We start from the raw sequence: 18,962 nt of genomic DNA on the forward strand, positions 1-18,962 counted from the left end.
ACCTCTTCCTTGCGGCTAGCACAAGGAAGGGGCCTTCATGTACTTGCTCACGCGATGTGGCGACGATGCCCGGCCCAGAACGGCGCCCGGAGCGCCCGCTTGTCGACCTTGCCGATCGCCGTCAGGGGCAGCGCCTCGGCGAAGTCCACATCGGACGGTACGAAATGCTCCCGCCCGAAGAACTCCCTGACGTGTGCCCGGACTTCGTCGGCCGACAGCGCTCCTGGCGCGACCGGGACCACCACAGCGTGGACCAGCTCGCCGTCGTCGCCCGGCACACCGAACACGGCCACGGAACGGATCAGCGGATGCCGGGTGAGCGCGTTCTCGACCACGGTCGAGTGCACCTTGGTGCCGTGCTCGCCGGTGATGATGACGTCGTTCGCCCGGTCCAGGAGGTAGAGATACCCTTCGTGGTCGAACCGACCGAGATCGCCGGTCCGCAGCCAGCCGTCCCCGATCGGCTCCGCCCCGTGGTATCCGTCCATCATGGACAGTCCGCGCACCAGGACCTCCCCGTCGTCGATCCGCGCCTCCATACCCGGGACGATCCGGCCCACGGACTCGAGTCGCTCCGGCCGGCCGTCGAGTTCCGCCGCGGAGATGCTCGCGATCATCGGCGCCTCCGTGAGCCCGTATCCCTGCCCGACCACGGGCCCGAACACGTCGAGCGCCTGCGCCAGCCGCCGCGGCGAAAGCGGGGCGGCACCCAGCGAAAGTCCGCGCACACTGCTGACGTCGCACGACGTCATGGCCGGATGATCGAGCACCGCGGCCAGCCGCGCCGGGGTGAGCGACAACGTGGTGATCCGGTGTTCCGCGATCGCGTCCAGCACGGCGCCCGCGTCGAAGCCCCGCAGCAGCACCACGCTTTCCCGCCGCAGGATCGCCCCCAGCACGGTGGCGTTACCGGTCATATGCGTCATCGGCGCGATCAGCAGGGTGCGTCCCGGCGCGGGCGGATCCGGCGCGAAGATATGAGCCATCCCGTCGTAGATCCCGCTGTGCCGGATCAGTTTCGGCGTTCCGGTGGTGCCACCGGAGGGAAAGACGACGGCGACCGACCCCGGCAGCCCCGCCGGGTCGGCACCGTCGCGGTCCATCAGTTCGCCGAGTGTGGTCACCCTCGCGTCGCCGGCAGGCCAGTCCTCCGGGTTCTCTGCCACCAGGGTGGTGACACCGGCCATCTCGACCGCGGCGAGACGATCCGGCGAGCTCGCCGACGCGGCGACGAGCAGCACCGTCGAACCCCGTAGTTGGGCGGCGATCTGCAGGAGGACGGTCTCAGGCCGGTTACCGGCGTCGATGGCGACCACCCCGCCTTCCGGCAGTCCCGCGTACAGCCGACGCAGCAGTTCGAATGCCTGCGCGTAACCAGTCTCCACACCGTCCTGGACGAACAGCACCTCTTCGCCGCCCGAGCGCAGCGCGTCCAGCACCCGGGTCAGAAACAAACTCTCCACCGGCCGGACCCTAACCCAGGCTCACGACCCCGAGCAGCACCCTCCACCCGACGAAGCGGAATCCTCGTACGAGTCGTGCCAGTTCCACCATTCGTACGGCGGAGTCTGCGGATAGCCCTCCGGCGAGTCTTCCCACTCCTCCTGCCGCCCCAGCGCGGTGATGTCGAGGTAGCTCCACGTGCCGCCCATGACCTCGTCGCCGCGATCCTTGACGAAGTACGTCCGGAACACCTGGTCACCTTCGCGGATGAAGGCGTTGGTGCCGTGCCATTCACCGACACCGTGGTCGACGTCGAAATCGCCGGTGATCGTGTACCACGGCATCGTCCAGCCCATCCGCGCCTTCATCCGCGCGATGTCCGGTTGCGTGCCTCGCGAGGCGAAGGCCAAGGTGGTGTCGCGAGCGTTCAGATGCGCGACGTGCGCGACCTGATCGGCCACCAGCGAGCAGCCTTTACAGGCGTGGTCGGGAAAGCCTTCGACGCCGGGATCGAAGAAGGCCCGGTAGACGATCAGCTGGCGGCGTCCCTCGAACAGGTCGAGCAGGCTCATCGTCCCGGACGGGCCGTCGAACCCGTAGGACTTTTCGATCGCGACCCAAGGCATCCGCCGCCGCTCGGCCGCGAGGGCATCGCGGGCACGGGTGAGCTCTTTTTCCTTCACCAGCAGGCGAAGCCGTGCTTCTTCCCATTCAGCCGGGGAAACCGTGTCCATCACGCGGCCTCCGAGGGCAGGACACTTCGCCGATTCGGCTGCCCCTCACCGGTGGTGACCAGGTCCCGGAGACTGGTGCCGACGTAGAAGGTCCACGCCTTGCGGCAGACCTCGAAACATTCGTACTCCGGGACCAGTCCATAGTGGGTGAAGTGCGCCTCGGTCTTGCCGTCCTTCTCGCCGATCTCGAACGTGATCGTGGTGCCGACCCATTCGGTCTCGTCGCTGATGAAGTCGAAGTGATTCTCGAGGACCAGCCACGAGACCTTGCGGCCTGGCACCGACTCCGTGATCCGCATCCGGCAGCGGTGGATCTCCTCGTTGTGGTACTCGAACTCGTCGCCGGTGTACTCGATCTCCTCCGACCACCACCGGCGGACGTCGGTGAAGGCGTCGAAGACCTGTTGTGGTGTCTGGTCCACCGTGAAACTCGTCGTGAAGCCGGTCATGATCTCTCCAAATGGTCTTTCAGAGCCGCGAGCGGCCCGTCCCAATCGCGGGCGAGCGCGGCGAGGAACCGCTGGGCGACCTGCATGGGCGCCGAGCGCAGCCGGTAGCGGACGCGCCGCCGCTCCCCCTGCTCCGGGGTCACCAGTCCGGCGTCGGTGAGCAGCGCGAGATGTTTGGCGATGGCCTGCCGCGTGATGGGCAGCCGGTCGGCCAGGTCGGTCGCCGTGGCGGGGCCGCCCGAGGCCAGGGTGGCGAGGATGCTCCGCCTGCTCGGATCGGCCAGTGCGACGAAGACCTGTTCGGCGATCGCTTCGTTGTCAGGCGGCATCGAGGTATTCGATCAGTTCGCCCAGCTCGGCCGCCCACCCCTTCGTGTTCCCTTCGAACGCGACACGGTGGGCGTCGTCCGGAAGCTGCGAGAAGCCGGTCTCGACGACGGTGAGCCGCGTGCCCGCGCCGGCCGCCGCGAGGGTGAACTCGACGTAGGTGCGGCGAGGGTCGTCCTCGGGCAGGCCGTAGATGTGCCAGGTGAACCCGAAGATCTCCGGCTCCTCGATGCGCTCGACGCGCATGTTCGCCTTGTGCCCTTCCCAGCTCATCTCCGCGGCCCCGCCGGGCCGCAGGTCGATGCTCGCCTCGTTCCCGAACCAGGCGCCGAGCCCCTCGGCCGTGGTCAGCGCGGACCAGACCTTCGCGGGCGGATGGGCGATCTCGACGGTGCGTTCGATGCGGTCGGGGAATCCCATGACATCTCCTCAAGTAGCAATCAATCGGTTGCTATAACTTTGTATAGCAACCGGCTGATTGCGTCAAGGGCGAAATCAGGAAGCCGTGTACAACGCGCCGAGGAACTCCAGCAACAGTCGCTCCCGCAAGGGGCCGGGCGCCGTGGCCAGCAGGGCGTTGATCTCCGCCATCCGGGTGGGCAGGCCCGCGTCGCCACCGAGACCCGCGGCCGCCAGCAGCCCGGCGAACTGTTCCGGCGTCAAGGTCGCCGGATCCAGCGCGGCGACGAACTCCGCCACCTGCGGATCGATGACGACCGGGCCGGACTCGCGGGCGGCGACCACGGAAGCGGCGAGATCGGCCAGGAACTCCTTCTCGCTCCCCCTGTTCGCGGCTGTGACGGTCAGGTGCAGGTTCGCGGGCGACGACTCGTGGGCGAACTGCGGCTGGACGTACCACCCGCGCTCACGCATCTCGTCCGCGACGGTGAACAGGTCGAATCCGGCGTCGGCGTCCACAGTGAACGCGAGCAGGGTCGACACCGGATCGCCGAGGACACGCAATCCGTCCAGCGCCTCGATCCCGGCACGGATCTCCACCGCCGCCTCACGCGCGGCCGATGCCAGCTTCACGTAGCCCTCGTCGCCGACATGACGCACGACCGCCCACGCCGCGGCGAGCGGGCCGCCGGACCGCGTGCTCTGCAGCGTGGTGTTCAGCATCGTGTAGCCGGGCCAGTCCGCGCTGGCGAAGTACTGCGAGCGGCGCAACCCCGCGTCGGCGTGCAGGAGAACCGACACGCCTTTCGGGCAGTAGGCGTACTTGTGCAGGTCCACCGAGACGCTGGTGACGCCGGGAACGTCGAAGCCGAACGGGCCGAGCCCCAGGTACGGCAGCACCCAGCCGCCGATGCAGGCGTCCACATGGAACCGGACGCCGTCCAGCAGCGCCGCGATCTCCGCGATCGGGTCGAGGACGCCGTGGGCGTACGACGGCGCGCTCGCCACGACGAGGACGGTGCTGTCGTCGACGGCGGCGGCCATCGCCTCGGGCACGGCGCGGAAGGTCACCGGATCGACCGGAACCGAAACCGCGCGGACACCGAAGAAATGCGCGGCCTTGTGGAACGCGGCGTGCGCGGTCGTGGGCAGCACGATGTTCGGCGAAGCCACCTCAGGACGCGCGTCGCGGGCGGCCAGGACGGCGAGCATGCACGACTCCGTGCCGCCCGAGGTCACCGAACCGACCGTCTCCGCCGTCCCGCCCAGCAGGCGCGCGGCGGTGCCGACGAGGTCGTTCTCCATCCGCAGCAGGCTGGGGAACGCCGTCGGGTCGAGGCCGTTGGCCGACGACGCCAGCGCGTGCGCTGCCGCACCCAGTTCGTCCACTTCGGACAGACCGCTGTCGTAGACGTAGGCGAGCGTCCGGCCGCCGTGCGTCGGCAGATCCCCCGCGCGCAGTTCCCGGAGCTCCGCCAGGACGTCCTCGGCGGTCATGACCGCCGCTCCAGCACCGATTTCCGCAGCAGCGGGATCCCGAACAGGATCAGCACCGCCGGGAGGATCGACGCGCCGAGCAGGATCGCCGTGAGCGCGCTGTCCGGCTGCGCGGCGTCGGCGCCGAGACTCGACTGGTAGCCGCCGAACTGCAGAACCAGGCCCCAGATACCCGGGCCGAGCGCGAGGCCCAGCGTCTCCGACGCCGTCCAGACACCGGCCGCGACCCCGGCCCTGGTCTCGCCGGTCCGCTCCTCCTCGTCGCTGATCAGATCCGGCAGGATCGCCAGCGGGAACACCGAGATCCCCGCGTAGCCGACGCCGCAGAAGGCGACGAACACCATCGTGACGGGGAGCGAGAACACTTTGGCGCCCAGCAGGCCGAACAGGCCGATGCCGAACGCGGCGGTGGCGAGCCGGAACCCGACCAGCTTCCCCACACTCGCGCCGAGTTTGGGCCACAGCGGCATGGTCAACAGCGCCGGGCCGACGAAGCCGACGAACAGGAGCGTCGAGTAGCCGGAGCTGCCGAGGATCCGTTCGGCGAAGAACGGGATCGCGGCGAGCACCGTGCCGATGCCGAGCGCCTGCACGAAGTAGACCCCGAGCAGCCAGCGGAACGGCCGCCACTGCGCGAGCGTCCGGAGCAGTTCGCGCGGGCTCACCGTGTTCGGCCGCAGTGCGCCGACCGGAGCGTCCTTCAGGCCGAAGTACACGCCGAGTGTCGCCAGCAGGATGATCACGGCGATGAACACGCCCATGACGCGGTAGCCCGCGACGCCGCCGATGAGTTCGGTGATCGCCGGGGCGCCGCCACCGCAGATCAGGATGGCGACCGCGAGGAACCCGATCCGGATGCTGGTCAGCTTCGTGCGTTCGTCGGCCGAGTCGGTCAGCTCGGCGGGCAGCGCGTTGAACGGCACCTGGAAGAACGCGTACGCGGTGGCGCACAACAGGAAGATGACGACGACGTAGATCGCGTCGGGCACCGGGCCGCCGAAGCCCGGGTGCGCGAACAGGGCCGCGAAGAGGATCGAGACACCGATACCGCCGAAGAGCAGGAACCGGCGCCGGCTGCCGGTGCGGACCATGTCCGCGTCCGACAGCCTGCCCGCGATCGGGTTGAACAGCACGTCCCAGGCCTTGGGAACGAACACGATCAAGCCGGCCACGCCCGCCGCGACGCCCATCGTGTCGGTGAGGTACTTCAGGAGGAGCAGGCCGGGGACCGTGCCGAAGGGGCCGGTGACGAACGAGCCGAGCGAGTAGCGATACCTCGTCCGTGCTGGCAGCGATGCCATGATCCTCCTCGAGGCGATTCTCCCGATGAAGGCCTCAGTATTGGATCTTGGCCACCACCGGGTAGTGGTCGGAAGGAATCGTGCCACCGTCGTAATGCACGAGCTGTACCGGGCCGACAGCGGCGAGTGGACGCCCGCCCGCGCGCACGGCTCCGACGTAGTCCAGCGAGTCGCGATAGGTCGCCGGAACGGACTTCGCGGCATTCGGGTTCGTCGCCGCGTCGAAGGTGTACGCGCCTTCGCCGGTCGTGCGGAGGACGCCGCCGAGGAAGGCTTCGCCCTGCTGAACCTGGGTCCGGCCGAGGGAGTCCTTGCGCCCCTGTCCCGCCCAGTACTCGATGTTCAGGTCACCGGCGATGACGACCGGCTCGGCGGGCGGCGCGTATTTCGTGACCAGGTCACGGATCTCGCCGAGCTGCGCCATCCGGATGTCGTGCGCCTTCGGCAGCGTCTCCGGCCCTTCGTCGGCCTGCATGTGGGTGCCCGCGATCCAGAGCGGCTTCCCGTTCACGACCAGCCGGGCGAGCGCGGCACCCTTGTTCGACAGGTAGTCCGCCGTGCCCGAGTAGGAGTTGCGGAAGACCAGCTGGTGCTGCTCGGTCACCGGTGCCTTGCTCAGCACGGTGACCCCGCCGTTGACCACGATGGGCGAATTCGAGCAGTTCCCGTTCACCGTGGTCCAGCCCGGTGACGTCTTGCAGTACTGGCCGACGAGCGGCGTCTGGTACGGCCAGACGTCCTTCAGCCGGGTCCGCATTTCCTCTGCCTGGGCGCTGAAAGCCTCGTCCAGCACGACGACGTCGGCGTCGTTCGCGCGGATGACGTCCTCCGCCGCGCGGGCCCTGGCCTGCTTGTCCGAGGTGTTCGGGCTGGCGATCCACGGCAGCTGCCAGATGTTGAACGCCATGACGTTCACCGAGACCGCGGCCTGGGCGGGGACGGCGGTTCCGGCGAACATCGCGGCGGCGATGGCGAGTACGGCGAGTTTCCGCACGAAAGACCCTTCCGGTGTCAGGAGACGACGAACGTCCGCGAGGTACCGCTGAACGCGGAGATCGCCCCGTTCCAGCCGTTCTTCCAGTTGCCGAAGTGGACCACGCGATATTTGCCGATCGGGGCGTTCGCGGGGATCTTCCAGTGGACGACGGCTTTCGATTCGGCGACGAAGGTCCGGGCCCAGTGGTACTTCGTGTCCCAGTCACCGTCGTCGGCGTGCCGGACCCACTTGCCGTCCACCAGGCGCTGGATCTCCAGGAACGTGCCGCCGCGGCGGAGGTCGTTCTTCGGATGCCCGGTGACGAACTCGACCGCGACCTGTTCGCCGCGCGCGTAGGTGCTCTTCGCGTCGGCCAAGACGTCGCCGAAGTTCTTGAACGCGGGCGCGCTGTCGAAGACGACCCCGGGCTGGAAGTTGATCAGCTTGCCGCGCAGGTCCCGTGGCGTCGGGCCGTGCGGGACGGTCCTCCCCGCCTTCATCGCGGCCGCGAGCTTGGCGAATTCCTGCTGGTAGGCGGGAAGTGTGTACCGGCCATAGAGGGTCGACGCGCCTTCGTACTGCTGCGAGTCGTACTCCTCGGGCGTGGTGACGTACTGGCTGTAGGCGTTGGAGTAGCCCTGGACGAGCACGTTCTCCAGCGGCACGCCGAGTTCGCCGGCGACGGTCCGGCGCAGCCGCAGCCCGGAGACGATGGTCAGCTCGGCGGGCACGGCCACGAGGTGCAGCTGTCCGATCCGGACGATCTGCAGCGGCAGGACCTCGGGTGTCCACGGATACGGCTTCATCGCGCCGAACGGGACGGCGACCACCTTCGGCGCCTGCGCGTCGGCGAGCGCTTGAGGGATCGGCGCGTCGATGCCGCCGAGCCAGTCGATGAACGGGTTCTTCACGCCTTCCGGGAGCGGCAGGCCGGGGCCGTCCTCGCGGCTGCCCGCGAGCATCGACACCCCGATCGCGGCCGTGCAGGTGTGCTGCGGCCGCCCGTTCGGCGTGTACTTCGCGTCGACGGCCACATCGGACATGTCCACGTAGCACATCCGATGGTCGACGCCGCCGGTCACGGCTTCGGCGGCCGCGTCGAAGGCGCTCTTCGCCGCGCGGAACTGGAGGTCGCCGATGGTGCGGGTGTTCTCGAACTCGGTTTCGGGCGTCCCCGGCGAAAGGTTCAGGTTCGGGCTCATGTCGCCGGTGTTGGTCTGCGGGAACGCGGCGACGAACCGGGGGTTCCCGTCGAGGTAGCGCACGGCGGCGTGGTCGTGCTCCCACTCGTAGGCGGCGTAACCCTTGTTGTCACCGCTGATCAGGTGGTTGCCGTTGCTCATCGACGTCCCGTGCGTGGCGAACCAGCTGATCGCGCCGACGTCGACGCCGTTCTGGCTGAACCGCAGCACCGTGACGGCCGGGTCGATCGCCTGCGGGAAATGGTCCTTGTCGGCCTGCGGGTTCAGGTCGAAGGCCTTGCGGGAACGGTTGACGCTCGCCTTGGTCAGTTCCGCTCGGCCCAGCCGGATCGACCCGGGCGCGAGGTTCGCGTGCGCCCGGGCGATGGCCTCGAAGATCCCGTCGACGACGGCGTCGTAGACCTCCTGCTGGAACCCGAGGATCGCCAGATCGTAGGCGACGTAGTGGGAATCCCCGCCGCACGCGGAGTGGGTGTGCGTGGCGTTGAGGAGCACGTTCTGCTCGGTGTAGAGATCGCCGTACGCGGCTTGGAGCTTGCGCAGGACGCCCTGATGGACGGACTGGAACAGCGCGCCGAGGTCGGCGGTGACGAAGGCGATCCGCTTGACGCCGTCGTCGACCACGAAGGCCCGCGCCCGGGTGCGGAGGTGGATGCCGGCGGTCTGCTGCTGCGGCATCGAGTAGCCCATCATGCCGTTCTCGGCGGCCGGGCCGGTAACGTCGGAGATACCCGCGCCGACGCGGAAACCCTGTGCCGGCGCCGCTTGCACCTGCCGGGCGCCGAGCACGCTCGCCGCGATGGGCACTGCCGCCGCGCCCGCGAGAACACGCCTGCGACTCACCGTCATGAGCAGTACCTCCCGGCCACGAACATGAACCGACTTCATGTTCGTGGCCGGGACGCTACGTGATGGGCCTCACGGTCGCAACCCACGAAAGGCCGGGCCACCCGAGCCGGAAATGTCATGAAAGGGTCGTTCAGGACGAAATATGTCCTGAACGACCCTTTCATGACACAGGCGGACTTTTGACTGGTCCAGCTACGAGAGGGTCTCCGCGACCTTCGTGAGCGTCGCGGCGTCGCCCCGCAGGAGCAGCGTGGTCACGACGGTCTCGTCCCACGCGGCGAGTTCGTCGCGGATCTTCTCCGCCGGCCCGATCAGCGAGGTGTCCTCGACCAGCGACGTCGGGATCGCGGCGGTCGCCTCGTCCTTGCGGCCGGCCAGATACAGCTCCTGGACCTTGTCGGCGACGTCCTCGTACCCCATCCGGGCGAAGACGTCGTGGTGGAAGTTGACCGATTTCGCGCCCATGCCGCCGATGTAGAGCGCCAGCGACGGTTTGATCCAGCTCGCGGCCTCCTCGACATCGTCGTGGACGAGCACCGGGACGGACGCGGCGACCTCGAAGTCGTCGAAGCCGCGCCTGGCGCCGGGGCGCGAGAAGCCCTCCTGCAGCGCCGTCCGATAGAAAGCGTCGCTCTTGGGCGAGAAGAACAGCGGCAGCCAGCCGTCGCAGATCTCCGCCGACAGCGCCACGTTCTTCGGCCCCTCGGCGGCGAGGAAGATCGGGATCTCCTCGCGGAACGGGTGCACTGTGGACTTCAGCGCCTTCCCCAGCCCCGTCCCGCCTTGCAGCGGCAGCTGGAAGTGCTGCCCGTCGTGGGTCACCGGCGCCTCACGCGCGACGACCTTCCGCACGATGTCGACGTACTCGCGGGTGCGGGCCAGCGGCTTCGGATAGGGCTGGCCGTACCAGCCCTCGACCACCTGCGGCCCGGACGCGCCGAGCCCGAGCACGAACCGGCCGCCGGACAGGTGGTCCAGGGTCAGCGCGTGCATGGCTGTCGCGGTCGGGGTCCGCGCCGACATCTGGACGATGTTGGTGCCGAGCTTGATCCGGCTCGTCGACGCGCCCCACCAGGCGAGCGGGGTGAACGCGTCCGACCCGTAGCCCTCGGCGGTCCACACGGAATCGAAGCCGAGTTCTTCGGCGCGCAAGACCGCGTCCAGCGCGCCCTCGGGCGGACCGGCCGACCAGTAACCGAGGTGGTAACCAAGCTTCATCGAGGCTCCTCGTCAGACGTTCGGTGAGTAGTGCTCGGGTTTGCCCCGCTCCGAAAGCGGCGGAAGGTTCCTCGCCGGAGTCTCGACCGACGGCGCGTCCGCGGCCAGTTCGCCACGCTCGCGACGCCAGCCCGCCCTGGCGCGAGGATGGTAGCGACGGTCTCGCGGGACCAGGCCGAACGCCGCGTTGATCAGTTTCCCGGTCCGCCGATGCCGCCGCTCGTCACGTTCGGTCCAGGTGTAGCCGAGCCGTTCGCGGATCGGCGGGTCGTACAACCCGACGGTCAGCCAGACGAAGTTCCGCGCCACCTGCCCGCGCACGAGTTTCCACGCGAAGTCCGGCAGCCACGGCAGGAAATGCGGCTTCGGGAGGTCCTTGATGTCGAGGACGTCGCGGGTGGCCTTGTTGTCCTCCAGGACGTCCTCGCACATGCGCTTCCAGTACAGCTGGAAGTCCTCCCAGGACTCCGGCACCGGACGCATGCTCATGCCGTACATCTCGTACCACTGCACGTGCTCGTCGAACAGCTTCCGCTTCTCGGCCTCGCCGATCCCGCCGACGAAGTTGTCGGCGATGAGGATGGCGCTCATGAAGAACGTCGAGTGCGCCCAGTAGAAGGTGTCCGGGTTGAGCGCGTGATAGCGCCGCCCGTGTTTGTCGATGCCCTTGATCCGGTCGTGGTAGCCACGCACTTCGAGCGCGGTCTGCCGGGCGCGCGGGCCGTCGTAGATGACTCCCCCGATCGGGTACAGCGAGCGGAACAGCCGCTGCCAGCGCTCCTCGAAGAACCGCGAATGTTCCTCGACGCCCGCGCCCAGCTCGGGATGCATGTTCTGCATGGATCCGGCCCAGAGCGCGATGAGCAGCCCTCTCCAGTCGCCGAAGTACTTCCAGGTCAGCGAATCCGGTCCGAGCGGCCGCGGCTGTGTCATCCCCGGTCTCCTCACTGAGCTGGTTAAATTGACCACAACTGTTGTCAGGTTAAAGTTGACAACAGCCGTAGTCAACTGCCGTATCAAGGGGAGGAGCCGATCATGGCCGGCCGGAGCTGGGCAGGCACGACCCTGGACGACCGCAAGGCCGCGCGCCGGGAACAGCTCGTCGAGGCAGGCCTCGACCTGCTCGGCACCCAGGGCAGCGCCGGGGTGAGTGTCCGCGCGGTGTGCCGCCACGCCAAGCTGACCGAGCGGTACTTCTACGAGAGTTTCGCCGACCGCGAGGAACTGGTCGTCGCGGTCTACGAGCACATCGGAGAGCAGGCCCGCCAAGCCCTGGTCGACGCCGTCAGCGACACGGCCGAACCCGCCGAGCGGGCGAAGGCCGCCGTCCGCGCCTTCGTCGAATTGATGCTCGACGACCCGCGCAAGGGCCGCGTGCTCCTGCTCGCGCCGATCACCGATCCCGCGCTGACCACCCGCGGGATCGCGCTCCTCCCCTCCTTCGCCGAACTGGTCAGCGGGCAGTTGTCCCACGGCGACGCGGCGGAACGCCAGATGACCTCGATCGGGCTGGTCGGCGCGTTGAGCAACGTGTTCATCGCCTACCTCGACGGCTCGCTCAAGGTGAGCCGCGAGCGCCTGATCGACCACTGCGTCCGCCTCGTCCTCGGCGCGGACCGTCAGGCCTGAGCCCGCTCGGCGACCAGTTGCAACGCGATGTCGATGATCATGTCCTCCTGCCCGCCCACGTATTTCGCGGCGCCGACGCGGTAGAGGATTTCGTGCGCCGGGACGTCGTAACGCTCGGCGGCGCGCTCAGCGTGCAGCAGGAAGCTCGAATACACCCCCGCGAATCCCTGCACGATCGACGATCGGTCCATCACCGGCAGCCGCGTGATGTAGGGCTTCACGACGTTCTCGGCCGCGTCCATCAGCACGTCCTTGTCGACGCCGGTGCGGATTCCGAGCCGCTCGAACGTCGCCGCGAGGACCTCGGTCGGCGAGTTGCCCGCGCCGGCGCCGAGCGCCACGAGCGAGCCGTCGATCTGCCGGGCACCGGCCCGGTAGGCGAGCACCGAGTTCGCGACGCCGAAACTCAGGTTCTGGTGCCCGTGGTAGCCGACCTGCGCCTCGTCACCGAATTCCGCCACCAGCGCGGCGACGCGTTCACCCGCGTCCTCCAGGATCAGTGCCCCGGCGGAGTCGACGACGTACACGCACTGGCATCCGGCGTCGACCATGATCCGGCCCTGTTTCGCCAGCGCCTCCGGCGTGGACATATGGGACAGCATCAGGAAACCGACTGTCTCCAGCCCGAGATCCCGTGCCGCGCCGAAGTGCTGGACGGAGACGTCGGCCTCGGTGCAGTGGGTCGCGATCCGGACCGCGCCCGCGCCGAGATCGGCCGCCACCCGCAGGTCGCCGACCGTGCCGAGGCCGGGCAGGAGCAGCACCGCGATCTTCGCGCGGCGTGCCTCGTCGACCGCCGCGGTGATCAGTTTCCGCTCGTCGACCAGGGAGAACCCGTAGTTGAACGTCGAGCCGCCGAGCCCGTCGCCGTGGCTGACCTCGATCAGCGAGACCCCGCCGTCGTCGAGTGCCCGGACGGTGTCACGCACGTTCCGCTCGGTGAACTGGTGCGCCATGGCGTGGCTGCCGTCGCGCAGGCTGGTGTCGACCAGCCGGACCTCACGGTCGATCTCGTCCCACTTCACGCCGCCACCTCCTGGGTCGCCAGCAGGTCGCCGACGCGGGCGGCCGCGGCCGTCATGATGTCGAGGTTCCCGGCGTACTTCGGCAGGAAGTCCCCGTTCCCGGCGACCTCCAGGAACACCGCGACCCGCGCCTGCCCGCTCCAGCCCGGCCGGGGCGGGTCGTACTGCGGATCCGCTTTGAGCCGGTAGCCCGGCACGTAGCCCTGGACGGTCTCGACCATCCGGTGCACGGATTCGGTCACCGCGTCGAAGTCCGCGTCCGGGTCGATCGCGCAGAACACCGTGTCGCGCATGATCATCGGCGGCTCGACGGGATTGATGATGATGATCGCCTTGCCGCGACTCGCTCCCCCGACGAGTTCGATCCCGCGCGCCGTCGTCGCGGTGAACTCGTCGATGTTCGCCCGGGTGCCGGGCCCGGCCGAGCGAGACGAGACCGACGCGACGATCTCGGCGTATGGCACTGGCGTCACGCGGGACACCGCGTGCACGATCGGGATCGTGGCCTGGCCGCCGCAGGTGATGAGGTTGACGTTCGGCACGTCCAGCCGGTCCGGCAGGCCGACCGCGGGGCAGGTGAACGGGCCGACCGCGGCCGGGGTCAGGTCGATCGCGCGGATCCCGGCGGCGGCGTAACGTGGCGCGTTCGCCAGATGCGCCTTCGCCGAGGTCGCCTCGAAGACCAGGTCCGGCAGCTCGTCGCGGGACAGCAGCCAGTCGACCCCGCCGGCGGAGGTCTCCAGGCCCAGCTCGGCCGCCTTGGCCAAACCGTCCGACTCCGGGTCCACGCCGACCATGTACCGCACCTCGACGTGCTCGCTGCGCCTCAGCTTCGCGAGCAGGTCGGTTCCGATGTTCCCGGGACCGACGATCGCGGCCACCGCTTTCCGTTGCGCCATGTCAGGTGACGCTCCTCGTCCGGATAGGGCACACTCAACCCATGCGTGCCGCTGGGCGGAACGACGACCCGGAACGAACCGGAGCGGACGGCCTCGTCGCCGCCCGGATCTCGGCGCTGCTCTCCGCCTTCCGTCCCGGCGACGACGCGCTCGGCGTTTCCGAACTGGCGCGGCGGACAGGGCTGGCGAAGTCGACCGTCCACCGGCTCACCGGGCATCTGGTCGCCACCGGACTGCTCGAACGCGAGGGCGCGACGCTCCGGCTCGGGCTGAAATTGTTCGAAATCGGCCAACTGGCGGTCCGGCGCCGCGGACTGGTCGAGGCGGCGCGTCCGTATCTCGCCGATCTCCGCGAGGCGACCCGGAACACCGTCCATCTCGCGGTATTGGAAGGCACCGAGGTCGTCTATCTCGACATCCTGCGAGGGCCCGACGCGCCGTCACTCCCGTCCCGGATCGGCGGGCGTTTTCCGGCGCATGCCACCGGAGTCGGGAAGGCCATTCTCGCGTTTTCCCCGGAATCCGTGGTGACACAAGTGATCGACGCCGGATTGCCCAGGGTCAGCGTCCGGACGATCACCGCCGCCGGTCTGCTGCGCCGTCAGCTCGCCAAGGTCCGCGACGAAGGAATCGCGCTGGAGCGGGAAGAATCCGGCGTCGGCGTCGTCTGCGCCGCGAGCCCGCTGCTCGACTCGCAAGGTGTCGCGGTCGCGGCTTTGTCGATCTCCGGCTGGGCGAATCGCATGCACACCAACCGTGTCGCGCCCGCCGTCCGGACGGCCGCCTTGGCGCTCTCTCGTACCCTGTAAGAAATTCCCGGCGAATTCGAGACGCGATTTCGGAAGATCAAAGGACTTTCGTCATTTCGGCCGTGGTCACGCCGAATTTTCGGGGCTACGCTTCGCGAGTGGCCCAGTACTGGGGGGACGCGCCACCGGGCCGGGTCCCCGTCAGCGACGACGGCCGTCGCCTGATCGGGACGGCCGCGGTCCGCCTGCTGTCGATCGATGTCGTCCTCACGCTCCTTGTGCTCACCGGCGGCGCGCGGGTGCTCAACCTGATCTCGCAAACGCCGTCACCCACCACCGAGCCGGCGACCGTCGCGCACGTCTTCGCCTTGAGCCACCTCACTTCCTTCACCGACACCGGTGACACCGGGACGTCGCCGTTCGGCTGGGCACAGCTCGCCGGGTACGCGCTGATCTCGCGGGCGTTCGACCGGAACACCGTGCCGGTCACGGCCGTCCGCGAGACGATGGTGCTCGCCGCCGTGGTGTGCACGGTCCTGCTGTGGGTGCTCGCCCGGCGGCTGGGCCTGCCGTTCTGGGCGGCGACCACGGCCGTCGTCCTGATGGCTGTCTCGCCGCTCGCGATCGGGCTGCAGCGGGTGGCGATCGTCGAACATCTCGCGGTCGCCTGGATCCTGGCGGCGCTGGTCCTCGTCGCCACCCCTCGCGCGCGAGCGCGGCCATGGCACGACGTCCTCGCCGCGTTGTGCCTTCTCGCGGCCGTCCTCACCTCGCCGCTGGCCTTGCTGGCACTGCCCGCGGCGGGCTGGCTGCTCGCCCGGCGCCGGGAGGCGTCCCGCGTCGCGTTCACCGCCGTGGTGGTCACGCTCGGTCTCGGGATCGCCTTCGGTCCGGCGGGCCCGGCGCTGCGCCCGGAACTGCCCGAACCGGGGCCGCCGGGCATCGCCACCTGGGTCTCACTGGATCCGGTGCTGGTCGTGTTGTCGATGGTCGCGATCGTCGCCGGGATGATCCTTCCCCGCACGCGGCCGCTGGCCGTGTCCGCGTTGCTGATCGCCGCGGTCCTCGCAGTGCCCGCGATCCCCGTCGAGCTCCCCCTCGCGCTCCTGATCCCGCTGACACCGCTGCTCGTCGCCGAAGTCGCGGCCACGGTCGCGGCGGGCAGCCCGCCCGCGGGCCATCGCCTGGTCCCGACGCGTCACCCCACGTCGGCCCTCGTGCTGGCCACGGTGCTGACCTTCGTCTCCGCGGCGGGCTGGGTGCACGGGTTCGGCAGGCTGGGACCTGGTTCCACCACCGAGGCCGCGCTCACCCAGGCGCGGAAATGGCTGCAGGACAACGCCTCCGGCGCTTTAGTCCTGGTCGACGACGCGAGCTGGACCGAGCTCGCCGCGGACGGCTGGCCGACCGGTTCCCTGATCCCGATCGGCTCCTGCGCGGTCTCCTGCGCCGCCCCGGACTGGGCCGTGCTGACCGCGTCCGGGCAGCGTGCCCAGACGCGTTTCCCCGCCGCCTCGACGAGGCTCACCGGTGCCACGAAGGTCGCCGTGTTCGGCACCGTCACCATTTCCCGTTTCGGTGAAACCGAGGATCCGCCCGCCGAGACCGAGGAATCCGGAGCGCGCTCACGCGCCGGTGCGGCATTGGCGGCGTCGTCGCAAATTCAGTGCGAAGGGCGCACTCGTGAGGCCTTGAACGCGGGCGACGTCGATCCCCGGCTGATCGCCACTCTCGCCGCGCTCGCCACCCTCCATCCGATCCGGCTGGTCGATTTTCCTTCCGCGCCAAGCGAAGCCGCCGCGGATCAGCCGCTACGCCGACTGGTCGTCTCCGGTAACGACGAAGCCGCCATCGCCGACTTCTACACCGGCCAGCGCGCCACGTTCCAGCCCGCGTCCGTCACGCGCGTGCCGGGCGGGGTGCTCGTGACGTATCCGTTGTTCCCACCGTCCGGACTGCTCACGCCGTTCTCGTCACCCTGATCCCCGGCAAGAAAGGGCTCCGCCATGCGTCCTCTCAAGGCCTTGCTGAGACCCGCCGGCGTGCTCGCCGCCGCCCTGGTGCTGCTCGGCGGTTCGTCGCTCGCTGCCCACGCCGCTCCCGGTCCCGGCGTCGGCTGGATCCGCGTCGGGCACCTCTCCCCCAAGGTCCCGCCGGTCGACGTCTACTTCGCGGCCTTCGGCAAACCCGAGAAGGTCGTCATCCGCAAGGCGGGCTACGGCGCGGTGACGCAGTACTCCTCGGTGGCTCCCGGCGCGTACACGGTTTCGATGCGGCCCGCCGACGCGGCCTCGTCCTCGCCACCCGCGCTGAGCGCGACGATCGAGATCAAGGAGGCCAGCGCGTACTCCCTGCTGGTGTTCGCGAACGGGCCCGGTGGAGGTTTGCAGGGCACTCTGGTGCAGGACGACCTGACGGCGCCCGCGGCGGGCAGCGGACGGGTGCGCGTCGTCCAAGGGTCTGCCGCCCTGACGCCGGTGAGCGTCACCGGACAGGACGGGAAATCGGTGGTGAACGGCGCCGCGTACGGCTCTACGACGCCGTACACCGACCTTCCCGAAGGACGCTGGTCGCTGAAGCTGACCTCCGGCGGCACGACCTCGGAGTCCGCGGTGGACATCAAGGCCGGGTCGACGACCAGCCTGCTGGTGACCGAGAACGGCACCGGGTTGAAGACCGAGGCGATCGCCGACGGCGCCACCCTGCCGGACCCGCCGAAGCTCGGCGTCGAGACCGGTGGCGGCGGAGCCGGCCCGGATTCGGTGCCGTGGTGGCCTTTCGCCGCTCTGCCCGTGCTGGTCCTGCTCGCGGTCCTGGTGAGCAGGCGACGTCCGGCGCATGATCGCTGAGCGCGCCGCATTTGTCCTTTTAGGACTCGCCGCGCTCGCCGCTTGCGCTCCCGTCGCGACTCCTCCTGTCCCGGCGGGAGCGGTCGCGCCGACCGTGCCGGGCCCGCTCCCGCTCCCCGCCAGGGCCGAGGTGACGCCTGTCCGGCTGATCATCCCGGCGATCGGTTTCGACCAGGCGGGCCTGATTCCGCTCGCGCTCGGCTCGGCGGGTGAACTCCGGGCTCCCGAGCGCTTCTCCGACGTCGGCTGGTACCAGGACGGCCCGGTGCCGGGCGATCCCGGCCCCGCCGTCCTGGCCGCGCACGTCGACTCTCGTTCCGGACCCGCGCCGTTCTACCGGCTGCGCGAACTGCGATCCGGCGACGAGGTGCGGGTCGCGCGGTCCGATGGCACCGACGTCGTGTTCCGGGTCGACTCCGTCCAGCGCTACCCGAAGAACGAGTTCCCGACGCGGGCCGTCTACGGGCCGGCGCCGGGAAGCGCGCTCCGGTTGATCACCTGCGGCGGAAGCTTCGACACGGCGAAACGGTCCTATCGGGACAACGTCGTCGTGTACGCCTCACAACGCTGGGACTAGCTCGTGTCCTGGCCCATCAAGAGAAACGGTAGCGGAGTACCCGGGTGCCCTGCCGGGACAAAGCCGTGCTGTGGCTCATGAGCCGGGTCGCCGCACGCAGCGGCTGAGGAAAGTGAGCGACTTCCGGCGCGCCCACGAGCAGTTGCTCCTCCAGCATGACCAAACCGGCGTTCCAGGTCTCGGGGGTATGCGGGTCGTCGAACCCCTGGGCGGCGGTGATGCCGATCGCCTTGATCGTGGGATGGTATTTCATCGACCAGGCGGCGAAGCGCGTGTAGCCGTTGATGGCGAGCTCGCCGGTGGCGAAATGCGCGGTCAGGTCCCGGATCATCCGCTGGAAGGTGTCACCGGGCAGGAACGGCAGCAGGCCCTCGGCGACGATCATGGCCGGCCGGTCGCGGGGCAGCGGGTCGAGCCAGCCTCCTTCGGTCAGATCGGCGCCGATGCACAGGGATCGGTCAGGAAGGAACCGGGGCCGCAGGTCGACGATGTCGGGGAAGTCGACGTCGTACCAGTCGACACCGGCGGGTGGGTCACAGCGGAGGACACGAGTGTCGAGTCCGCAGCCGAGGTCGAGCACCACGGCGTCGGGATGGTCGGCGACGAACGCCCGGACAGCCTCGTCGAGCTTCTTGGCGCGCAAGGCTGTACCGCAGACAAGGCTGGGCTTGAGTTTGAGTTTGGCGAAGTCGTAGTCGATCTCCTCGGCGATACCGACCGAGTGGGCGTCGCCGAGGATCGGGTCGGGCGTCTTGGCGTCCAGGGCCTTCGCCTGGAGAGTGAGCAGGAGGGTTTCCCGGAGCGGATCCAGGTCGAGTCGCAGGCGTTGCACGAGAAGT

At 69.2% G+C, this 18,962-nt stretch carries 19 protein-coding genes; 5 read left to right on the plus strand and 14 right to left on the minus strand.

From position 1 onward, the window contains the following. Window positions 1-47 precede the first annotated feature (47 nt). The 11 genes from ACFOSH_RS02260 to ACFOSH_RS02310 all read right to left on the minus strand — a co-directional run bounded on the left by ACFOSH_RS02260 (window position 48) and on the right by ACFOSH_RS02310 (window position 11,328). Window positions 48-1,463, minus strand: coding sequence for an AMP-binding protein (locus tag ACFOSH_RS02260; RefSeq protein ID WP_378236903.1), 1,416 nt, complete (start codon window positions 1,461-1,463; stop codon window positions 48-50). Window positions 1,464-1,484: 21 nt separating this feature from the next. Further along, complete coding sequence (locus ACFOSH_RS02265; RefSeq protein WP_378236904.1) at window positions 1,485-2,177, minus strand: DUF899 domain-containing protein; 693 nt, start codon at window positions 2,175-2,177, stop codon at window positions 1,485-1,487. After that, a complete protein-coding gene (locus tag ACFOSH_RS02270; protein WP_378236905.1) occupies window positions 2,177-2,626 on the minus strand; it encodes an SRPBCC family protein in 450 nt (149 codons plus the stop codon). Before ACFOSH_RS02270 ends, ACFOSH_RS02265 begins: the two co-directional genes overlap by 1 nt. Next, window positions 2,623-2,955: an ArsR/SmtB family transcription factor gene (locus ACFOSH_RS02275; RefSeq protein ID WP_378236906.1), complete on the minus strand. Its 333-nt coding sequence runs from the start codon at window positions 2,953-2,955 to the stop codon at window positions 2,623-2,625. The genes ACFOSH_RS02270 and ACFOSH_RS02275 overlap by 4 nt, the downstream gene beginning before the upstream one ends. Continuing rightward, the gene (locus tag ACFOSH_RS02280) at window positions 2,945-3,373 is read right to left on the minus strand and encodes an SRPBCC domain-containing protein (protein ID WP_378236907.1); all 429 of its coding nucleotides are present in this window, start codon (window positions 3,371-3,373) and stop codon (window positions 2,945-2,947) included. Before ACFOSH_RS02280 ends, ACFOSH_RS02275 begins: the two co-directional genes overlap by 11 nt. A 75-nt stretch (window positions 3,374-3,448) precedes the next feature. Then, the gene (locus ACFOSH_RS02285; protein WP_378236908.1) at window positions 3,449-4,849 is read right to left on the minus strand and encodes a pyridoxal phosphate-dependent decarboxylase family protein; all 1,401 of its coding nucleotides are present in this window, start codon (window positions 4,847-4,849) and stop codon (window positions 3,449-3,451) included. After that, window positions 4,846-6,150 carry an MFS transporter gene (locus tag ACFOSH_RS02290; RefSeq protein WP_378236909.1) on the minus strand — a complete coding sequence of 435 codons (1,305 nt, stop codon included), beginning with the start codon at window positions 6,148-6,150 and terminating at the stop codon, window positions 4,846-4,848. Before ACFOSH_RS02290 ends, ACFOSH_RS02285 begins: the two co-directional genes overlap by 4 nt. Window positions 6,151-6,184: 34 nt before the next feature. Further along, window positions 6,185-7,144 carry a sphingomyelin phosphodiesterase gene (locus ACFOSH_RS02295; protein ID WP_378236910.1) on the minus strand — a complete coding sequence of 320 codons (960 nt, stop codon included), beginning with the start codon at window positions 7,142-7,144 and terminating at the stop codon, window positions 6,185-6,187. A gap of 17 nt (window positions 7,145-7,161) precedes the next feature. Then, window positions 7,162-9,177 (minus strand): neutral/alkaline ceramidase, encoded by a 2,016-nt coding sequence (locus ACFOSH_RS02300; protein ID WP_378236911.1) that lies wholly within the window; start codon window positions 9,175-9,177, stop codon window positions 7,162-7,164. Window positions 9,178-9,369: 192 nt separating this feature from the next. Then, complete coding sequence (locus ACFOSH_RS02305) at window positions 9,370-10,395, minus strand: LLM class F420-dependent oxidoreductase (protein ID WP_378236912.1); 1,026 nt, start codon at window positions 10,393-10,395, stop codon at window positions 9,370-9,372. 12 nt (window positions 10,396-10,407) lie between these two features. Beyond that, the gene (locus ACFOSH_RS02310; protein ID WP_378236913.1) at window positions 10,408-11,328 is read right to left on the minus strand and encodes an oxygenase MpaB family protein; all 921 of its coding nucleotides are present in this window, start codon (window positions 11,326-11,328) and stop codon (window positions 10,408-10,410) included. 102 nt (window positions 11,329-11,430) lie between these two features. Here ACFOSH_RS02310 and ACFOSH_RS02315 point away from each other — a divergent pair, with 102 nt between their 5' ends. Then, window positions 11,431-12,024 carry a TetR/AcrR family transcriptional regulator gene (locus tag ACFOSH_RS02315; protein WP_378236914.1) on the plus strand — a complete coding sequence of 198 codons (594 nt, stop codon included), beginning with the start codon at window positions 11,431-11,433 and terminating at the stop codon, window positions 12,022-12,024. Here the strand turns inward: ACFOSH_RS02315 and dmpG are convergent. Next, entirely contained in the window at window positions 12,015-13,049 is a 1,035-nt protein-coding gene (gene dmpG, locus ACFOSH_RS02320) for a 4-hydroxy-2-oxovalerate aldolase (protein ID WP_378236915.1), read from the minus strand. The two genes, ACFOSH_RS02315 and dmpG, sit on opposite strands and share 10 nt — an antisense overlap. Next, window positions 13,046-13,948, minus strand: coding sequence for an acetaldehyde dehydrogenase (acetylating) (locus ACFOSH_RS02325; RefSeq protein WP_378236916.1), 903 nt, complete (start codon window positions 13,946-13,948; stop codon window positions 13,046-13,048). The genes dmpG and ACFOSH_RS02325 overlap by 4 nt, the downstream gene beginning before the upstream one ends. A 41-nt stretch (window positions 13,949-13,989) precedes the next feature. Between ACFOSH_RS02325 and ACFOSH_RS02330 the strand changes: the two genes are divergently transcribed. The 4 genes from ACFOSH_RS02330 to ACFOSH_RS02345 all read left to right on the plus strand — a co-directional run bounded on the left by ACFOSH_RS02330 (window position 13,990) and on the right by ACFOSH_RS02345 (window position 18,123). After that, window positions 13,990-14,757: an IclR family transcriptional regulator gene (locus tag ACFOSH_RS02330; protein ID WP_378236917.1), complete on the plus strand. Its 768-nt coding sequence runs from the start codon at window positions 13,990-13,992 to the stop codon at window positions 14,755-14,757. Between the two features lie 98 nt (window positions 14,758-14,855). Further along, a complete protein-coding gene (locus tag ACFOSH_RS02335) occupies window positions 14,856-16,679 on the plus strand; it encodes a glycosyl transferase (protein ID WP_378236918.1) in 1,824 nt (607 codons plus the stop codon). A 24-nt stretch (window positions 16,680-16,703) separates the two neighbouring features. After that, window positions 16,704-17,546 (plus strand): DUF4397 domain-containing protein, encoded by an 843-nt coding sequence (locus ACFOSH_RS02340; protein WP_378236919.1) that lies wholly within the window; start codon window positions 16,704-16,706, stop codon window positions 17,544-17,546. Beyond that, a complete protein-coding gene (locus ACFOSH_RS02345; protein ID WP_378236920.1) occupies window positions 17,536-18,123 on the plus strand; it encodes a class F sortase in 588 nt (195 codons plus the stop codon). Before ACFOSH_RS02340 ends, ACFOSH_RS02345 begins: the two co-directional genes overlap by 11 nt. Window positions 18,124-18,139: 16 nt before the next feature. Here the strand turns inward: ACFOSH_RS02345 and ACFOSH_RS02350 are convergent, their stop codons facing one another. Beyond that, window positions 18,140-18,955: a class I SAM-dependent methyltransferase gene (locus ACFOSH_RS02350; RefSeq protein ID WP_378236921.1), complete on the minus strand. Its 816-nt coding sequence runs from the start codon at window positions 18,953-18,955 to the stop codon at window positions 18,140-18,142. Window positions 18,956-18,962: the final 7 nt, after the last annotated feature.

Source organism: Amycolatopsis speibonae, from assembly GCF_042647925.1.
GTDB classification, from domain to species: domain Bacteria; phylum Actinomycetota; class Actinomycetes; order Mycobacteriales; family Pseudonocardiaceae; genus Amycolatopsis; species Amycolatopsis speibonae.

What these genes read in the sequence shown, in the direction of transcription:
- ACFOSH_RS02265 (WP_378236904.1), bottom strand. Translation starts at nt 2,177, where the DNA reads ATGGACACGGTTTCCCCGGCTGAATGGGAAGAAGCACGGCTTCGCCTG.
- ACFOSH_RS02270 (WP_378236905.1), bottom strand. Translation starts at nt 2,626, where the DNA reads ATGACCGGCTTCACGACGAGTTTCACGGTGGACCAGACACCACAACAG.
- ACFOSH_RS02275 (WP_378236906.1), bottom strand. Translation starts at nt 2,955, where the DNA reads ATGCCGCCTGACAACGAAGCGATCGCCGAACAGGTCTTCGTCGCACTG.
- ACFOSH_RS02280 (WP_378236907.1), bottom strand. Translation starts at nt 3,373, where the DNA reads ATGGGATTCCCCGACCGCATCGAACGCACCGTCGAGATCGCCCATCCG.
- ACFOSH_RS02285 (WP_378236908.1), bottom strand. Translation starts at nt 4,849, where the DNA reads ATGACCGCCGAGGACGTCCTGGCGGAGCTCCGGGAACTGCGCGCGGGG.
- ACFOSH_RS02290 (WP_378236909.1), bottom strand. Translation starts at nt 6,150, where the DNA reads ATGGCATCGCTGCCAGCACGGACGAGGTATCGCTACTCGCTCGGCTCG.
- ACFOSH_RS02300 (WP_378236911.1), bottom strand. Translation starts at nt 9,177, where the DNA reads ATGACGGTGAGTCGCAGGCGTGTTCTCGCGGGCGCGGCGGCAGTGCCC.
- ACFOSH_RS02305 (WP_378236912.1), bottom strand. Translation starts at nt 10,395, where the DNA reads ATGAAGCTTGGTTACCACCTCGGTTACTGGTCGGCCGGTCCGCCCGAG.
- ACFOSH_RS02310 (WP_378236913.1), bottom strand. Translation starts at nt 11,328, where the DNA reads ATGACACAGCCGCGGCCGCTCGGACCGGATTCGCTGACCTGGAAGTAC.
- ACFOSH_RS02315 (WP_378236914.1), top strand. Translation starts at nt 11,431, where the DNA reads ATGGCCGGCCGGAGCTGGGCAGGCACGACCCTGGACGACCGCAAGGCC.
- ACFOSH_RS02325 (WP_378236916.1), bottom strand. Translation starts at nt 13,948, where the DNA reads ATGGCGCAACGGAAAGCGGTGGCCGCGATCGTCGGTCCCGGGAACATC.
- ACFOSH_RS02330 (WP_378236917.1), top strand. Translation starts at nt 13,990, where the DNA reads ATGCGTGCCGCTGGGCGGAACGACGACCCGGAACGAACCGGAGCGGAC.
- ACFOSH_RS02340 (WP_378236919.1), top strand. Translation starts at nt 16,704, where the DNA reads ATGCGTCCTCTCAAGGCCTTGCTGAGACCCGCCGGCGTGCTCGCCGCC.
- ACFOSH_RS02345 (WP_378236920.1), top strand. Translation starts at nt 17,536, where the DNA reads ATGATCGCTGAGCGCGCCGCATTTGTCCTTTTAGGACTCGCCGCGCTC.